Origin of the sequence: Succinivibrio sp. (genome assembly GCF_045124615.1) — a bacterium.
In the GTDB taxonomy this organism is placed as follows: domain Bacteria; phylum Pseudomonadota; class Gammaproteobacteria; order Enterobacterales; family Succinivibrionaceae; genus Succinivibrio; species Succinivibrio faecicola.
This window is the reverse complement of the sequence record NZ_JBGVMC010000232.1, coordinates 1-5,643: the sequence shown is the minus strand read 5'-3', so window position 1 is coordinate 5,643 and position 5,643 is coordinate 1. Positions and strand designations below refer to the sequence as shown.

Annotated in this window: 5 protein-coding genes; 4 read left to right on the top strand and 1 reads right to left on the bottom strand. The window is 36.9% G+C overall.

Translation table 11 applies throughout. From position 1 onward, the window contains the following. The 3 genes from ACJML3_RS06115 to ilvN form a co-directional block, all read left to right on the top strand. A partial coding sequence (locus ACJML3_RS06115; protein WP_406021537.1) for a suppressor of fused domain protein occupies positions 1-468 on the top strand: 468 nt, incomplete at its 5' end. Positions 469-515: 47 nt separating this feature from the next. Continuing rightward, complete coding sequence (gene ilvB, locus ACJML3_RS06110; protein WP_406021535.1) at positions 516-2,234, top strand: biosynthetic-type acetolactate synthase large subunit; 1,719 nt, start codon at positions 516-518, stop codon at positions 2,232-2,234. Further along, positions 2,234-2,737, top strand: coding sequence for an acetolactate synthase small subunit (gene ilvN / locus ACJML3_RS06105; RefSeq protein ID WP_406021533.1), 504 nt, complete (start codon positions 2,234-2,236; stop codon positions 2,735-2,737). Before ilvB ends, ilvN begins: the two co-directional genes overlap by 1 nt. 76 nt (positions 2,738-2,813) lie before the next feature. Here ilvN and rmuC read toward each other — a convergent pair whose 3' ends face one another. Next, positions 2,814-4,274, bottom strand: a complete 1,461-nt coding sequence (rmuC, locus tag ACJML3_RS06100) for a DNA recombination protein RmuC (protein WP_406021531.1) — start codon at positions 4,272-4,274, stop codon at positions 2,814-2,816. Between the two features lie 479 nt (positions 4,275-4,753). Between rmuC and ACJML3_RS06095 the strand changes: the two genes are divergently transcribed. Further along, positions 4,754-5,643: hypothetical protein (locus ACJML3_RS06095; RefSeq protein ID WP_406021529.1), on the top strand; the 890-nt coding region annotated here is incomplete at its 3' end.

Below are 5,643 nucleotides of genomic sequence, written 5' to 3'. Positions count from 1 at the left end.
ATCTCTGTAGGAATGTCCAATATAGAGCAGAAAACAGAAAGTTTTTCTGAGTATTATGAGGTTATGTTACCTCTTCCAAAAGAGTACAGATTCAATCCAGAGCATACTGGAAATTTTGAAATATTCATGATGATTGAGGTTTTAAAATATCTTGCTGTCAGAAAAGAGTATGTAGGCTTTGGTTATTACCTTGAAAAGGAAAACGGTTTTAGTGCTCATACTTCCTTTAATGCGGTTATGTTAAGTGCTCTTGGTGACTTTAATGATGATTATCAGCAGATAAAGCTTGAAGATAAAGTCATTAAACTTTATCAGCTGATACCTTTAAAGCCTTTTGAACTTAATTATAGAAAACATCACTCAGCAGAAGAGCTACTCAATGTTTTTAAGGAAAACAGGATCGCGTTAACACCTTTTATTGCTACTCGTGATGATGTACTAGGAAAAGTAAGAATAACTGAAAAATAAATAGCTAATAGTGTAAAATACAGACAGTTTAAAAAGAGAATTGAAATATGGAACAGCTAAATGGTGCACAGCAGGTAGTAAGAGTACTTGAAGATCTGGGCGTTACAAGGATCTTCGGATATCCAGGAGCTGCTGTTACAGATATATATAACGAATTACTTGATTCAGAAAAGATCACTCATACACTTGCAAGACATGAACAGGGCGCTGTTCATATGGCAGATGGTTATGCAAGAGCAACAGGTAAGGTTGGTTTTGCCATCGTAACATCAGGTCCTGGTGCTACAAATACCGTTACAGCACTTGCAACTGCATATGGTGATTCTATTCCTCTGGTTCTTATTACAGGTCAGGTGAGTACCTCTTTAATTGGTACAGATGCTTTCCAGGAAGTTGATACCATGGGGGTTACTCGTCCTGTTGTTAAGTACAGTTTCTTATGCAAGAAGCCTGAGGATATTGCAAAGAATTTAAGAAAGGCTTTTTATATTGCCTCAACAGGAAGAAAAGGGCCTGTTGTAGTTGATATTCCAAAGGACTGTCAGAACCGTTCATATTTCTTTGATTATGATCCAACATCTGACGTTTCTATCCGTTCATACAATCCAACAGTATTTGGTCATAAAGGTCAGGTTAAGAGAGCTGCAAAGTTGCTTTGCGATGCTAAAAAGCCTGTAATGCTCATTGGTGGCGGTGTTGTACAGGGCAATGCTACACAGGAGATAATGACCATTGCAAAGAAACTGAATTTGCCTGTAGCAAGTACACTTATGGGTATCAGCGGTTATCCATGCTCTGACAGTCAGTATCTTGGTATGCTTGGCATGCATGGTCTTTATGAGGCAAATGAGGCTTTACATCATTCAGATGTTATTTTTGCTGTTGGTACCAGATTTGCTGATAGAGCAACCAACAAGGTTTCAAAATTCTGTCCAGAAGCTACTATTATTCATATTGATGTTGATCCTGCTTCTATCTCAAAAACAGTTCAGGCACATGTACCTATCGTAGGTGATGCAAAGACCGTATTAAATCAGGTTATTCAGGCTCTCAACGAGCTAGATGCAAAGGTAAATCCAGCACTGTATGCCTGGTGGACTCAGATTGAAGAGTACAGAGCAAAGAAATGTCTTTCATATAAGAAGCCTGAGGATGTAATAAGACCACAGGAAGTTATTGAATGCATTTCAAGACTTTCTCATGAGCTGAATCTTGATCCATATGTTACAACTGATGTTGGTCAGCATCAGATGTTCACAGCTCAGTATTTCAAGTTTGAAACTCCAAGACACTTTTTAACATCTGGAGGTCTTGGAACAATGGGACTTGGTTTCCCTGCTGCAATCGGTGCTCAGTTTGCTCTTCCTGATGCAAAGGTAATCTGTATTTCAGGTGACGGTTCATTCCAGATGAATATGCAGGAGCTTGCTGTATGCCGTAAGTATAATCTGCCAGTTAAGGTATTTATACTTGACAATTCAGTACTTGGAATGGTTCGTCAGTTCCAGACTGTATTCTATGACAGACGCTACAGTGCAACCAATCTTGACGGAAATCCTGATTTTGTAATGCTTGCTCAGGCTTATGGATTTAAGGGTATCAGAATTACCAAACGTGATGATCTTGAAAGCACTATTAAGGAAGTTCTGCTTTCAGATGAATTTACATTAGTTGATGTTATTACAGATATCAATACTAAGGTTATGCCTTGGCAGAGAGCAAACGGATCAATGGTTGATATGATGTTAAATGAGGAGGAGTGCTAATGAGACGCGTTATTTCAATTTTATTAGAGAATGAGGCTGGTGCTCTTTCACGTGTTGTAGGTCTGTTTTCTCAGCGTGGATACAACATTGACAGTTTAACAGTTGCTCCAACTGACGATCCTACCTTGTCTCGCTGCACTATTTTAACAACAGGTGATGCTGATGAGGCAGAGCAGATCACAAAGCAGCTTCACAAGCTTGTATGTGTGTACAGAGTATCTGCCCTTGAAGAAGAAACTGAAGGTGGAATTGAGCGCGAAATGATCCTTGTAAAGGTATCAACTCCCAACAGAAATGTAAGAGATGAGGTAAAAAGCCTTGCTGATATCTTTAAAGCAGAAATCATTGATGTCAATGCAGAGATCTTCACTCTTCAGTATGTAGGTACCTCAGAGCAGACTGATAACTTTATTCAGACTCTGTGCAAGCTTGCAGAGGTTGTTGAGGTTGTACGTTCAGGCGTTCTTGGAATCGCTAAGGGCTCACACTATATGCGAGGATAATAATCGCACATAAAACAAAACAACAAAAAAAAACGGATCATACAAAATATGATCCGTTTGTGATCCAGTAACTATACTAATCCAGTACAGTAAGCTGCTCTTTGGCAGCATCTATAGTAACCCCCTCAAGCTCTTTGAATTTTCTAGTTGAGTTTTCATCAAATCTTGAGAGCATGGTCTTTAAGTTGTCCTTACCATTTCTAAGTCTTGCATCAACTTCATGAATTGCACTCTGGAACTTGTTACCAGCTTTGATAGCATCATCAAGAGAGGATTCAATATTAGAGAATTTAGAGATAATTCTCTGAGCTAATTTTGCGAGATCTTTCATATGCTCAGTCTGCTCTGATAGGATCCAAAGATTTGAAACAACTCTCAATGATGGCATCAAAGAGGAAGGAGATACAAGGTAAATCTTGTTTTTTGCAGCCTTGTCATACATTGTAGGATCGTCTCTTAGAGCAACTGATAGTGCATCATCTACAGGTACGAACATGAATACAAAACTAGGTGAATTCATCTGTTCATATGAGCTGTAATCCTTTTTAATCAGTTCATCAAGATGTTTCCTGATTGACTGGCAGTGATCTTTTAAGGCTGAGCTTCTTTGGGCATCATCTGATGCATTTATGTAATCAATATATGCAGTAATAGAGCATTTTGCATCGATTATGATGCATTTTTTCTCAGGAAGAAATACTACAGCATCAGGTCTGCCTCGATCACCTGAAGCATTGAAGCCTGCAACTTCTCTTTGATACTCAATACCCTTTACTAAACCTGCGCTGTCTAAAACTCTCTCAAGCTGCAGTTCTCCCCACATACCTTGAGATTTACCACCCTGTCTTAATGCTTTTGTCAGATCTTCAGCCTGTTTTGATAGAGTAGAGTGGCTCATTTCAAGTAGTTCAATTTCCTTTTGCAGTTCTCCATGACGTTTTGCAGTGGTTTCCTGGCTGTCATTTAAGAGTTTTTTGAAATTGGTTAATTCTTCTTTTAAAGGATTAACAACTGTTGATAATGTCTGATTTGAGTTTTTGTTCAAATCCTCAGATGCATTTTTTACTAGCTCATGGCCCATGACTTTAAGCTGTTCTTGTAATTCCTTATAAGAGGCATCAAATCGTTTTTGCTGCTCATCAAAAAGCTGTTCAGATGTGTTGATTTTTGCAGATAGATTAGAATTCTTTGCAATTAGCTCTCTATTCTGACTATCAAGTTCCTGATTGAGTTTTTTAAGCTCAGTCAGTTCATTTTCATAATTAAGACAAGTATTCTTTTGAACATTCAAATCAGATACCAGCTGTAATTTTTCATTTTGTGCAAAAACAAGCTGTTCTTCAAGAATAGCTATCTTTGATTGTAAATCAGTACGGCTTTTTTCAATTCCTTGTAAAGTTGAATAGAGGCTTGCCTTTTCAACTTCAGCTTCAGTTTTTTCCTGCTTTTGTTTTAGAAGTGAAAATACAAGAAATCCAATAAATCCTGTCAGAAGAATAACTAACATAAGTAGCAATGATGAAGTAATACTTGTCATGATGTCTCTCTTATATGGGTGAGTTTTTTTAATTCTAGCACAAATTTTATGCAGTGTATAAAAAATATATATTTATACACTATCTATTCTAAATAATCTATTCAACTGTCGAATTGTATTGATTTATCAAGAAACATTATACAAAACAACATAAAAATCGCGTTATGAAAAACTAATTCACTGTGAAATCAGCTAAATCATTTGGCAGAAAAAGGAATTGTTTGGTTTTTCTTTAACACCTTGAAAACCTAAAAGAAACGATAAAAGGCATATATATCAATCCATTTGTACATAAATCACAAATTTTTTGTAAAGGTTTTGAAAATGTGTGACAAATGAACCAAAAAATACACAAAAATAAAAAATAGACTTGTTTTTTTTTTTAGGCGTAAAAATAGACTTGTTCGACAAAAGCATACTAGTCATAAAACTAGATGTACGAACAAATGTGAACTTTATATTTTTTAAAGGATATATATATGATTAAACTCACTCGTGGCGCTTTAACCATGCTTCTAGCCCAATATAGAGGTATTTTAAAGAACGCTTGGATTAAGAATTTCGCAGTTGCTGCTGCTTTAGCTACTACTGTTACTTCAGCTTATGCTGAAGCACAAAAAGTTGAAACTTGGGATGCTGCAGTAAAAACTGGTGAAGGTGCTATTGCTTTAGATGGTACAACTGGTGTTCTAAATATTCAAACATCTGCTGAAATTAAAGGTGCTCAGCAGATTACTATCACTGGTGGTGCTGACCACAAGATTGGTGGTGAAGCTCAAGCTGAAAACATTGTTATCGATTCTAAGGATGAGTCTTCCTTTGCTAACCTTACTATCAATGGTGAGGCTTCAGATGCAGCCTTAACCATTGCTAATAAAACAAGTGATGAAGCTAAGACCACTGGCATTTGGTTAAACAAAGTACAGGTTGGCGTTAATGGTGAAAACACTGCCACTCTTACTGTAAAGACACAACCTGCTTGGATTAAAGATGGTTTTAAAGGTGATGAAAGCAATCAAGCAGATTTTACATCTATTGATACCTTAGAAATCGGTGCAAAAGGTGCTGTAACTGTAGCTGCTGATGGCGGTAAGTTAGGTAAGTTAGATGTTTATGAAAAATTATCCATCGATAAAGGCGGAAAATTAACCAATAACGGAATCCTATGGATGGGTAGAGATGACGAAACCGGCAATGCTACCGAAGTTAAAGTTGATGGTACCTTAACTTCTACAGGTGGACTTTACCTTGATTCTAATAAACTTACTGTAGGTGAAGATGGTGAAGTTAATGTTAGTGGTGCTCTTGGTCTAGATAATACTAATGAAGTTAATATCAACAAAGAGCTTACTGATAAAAAGATCACTTT

Bases quoted from the DNA above. Each gene is read 5' to 3' on its own strand.
- ilvB (WP_406021535.1), top strand. From the start codon at position 516: ATGGAACAGCTAAATGGTGCACAGCAGGTAGTAAGAGTACTTGAAGAT.
- ilvN (WP_406021533.1), top strand. From the start codon at position 2,234: ATGAGACGCGTTATTTCAATTTTATTAGAGAATGAGGCTGGTGCTCTT.
- rmuC (WP_406021531.1), bottom strand. From the start codon at position 4,274: ATGACAAGTATTACTTCATCATTGCTACTTATGTTAGTTATTCTTCTG.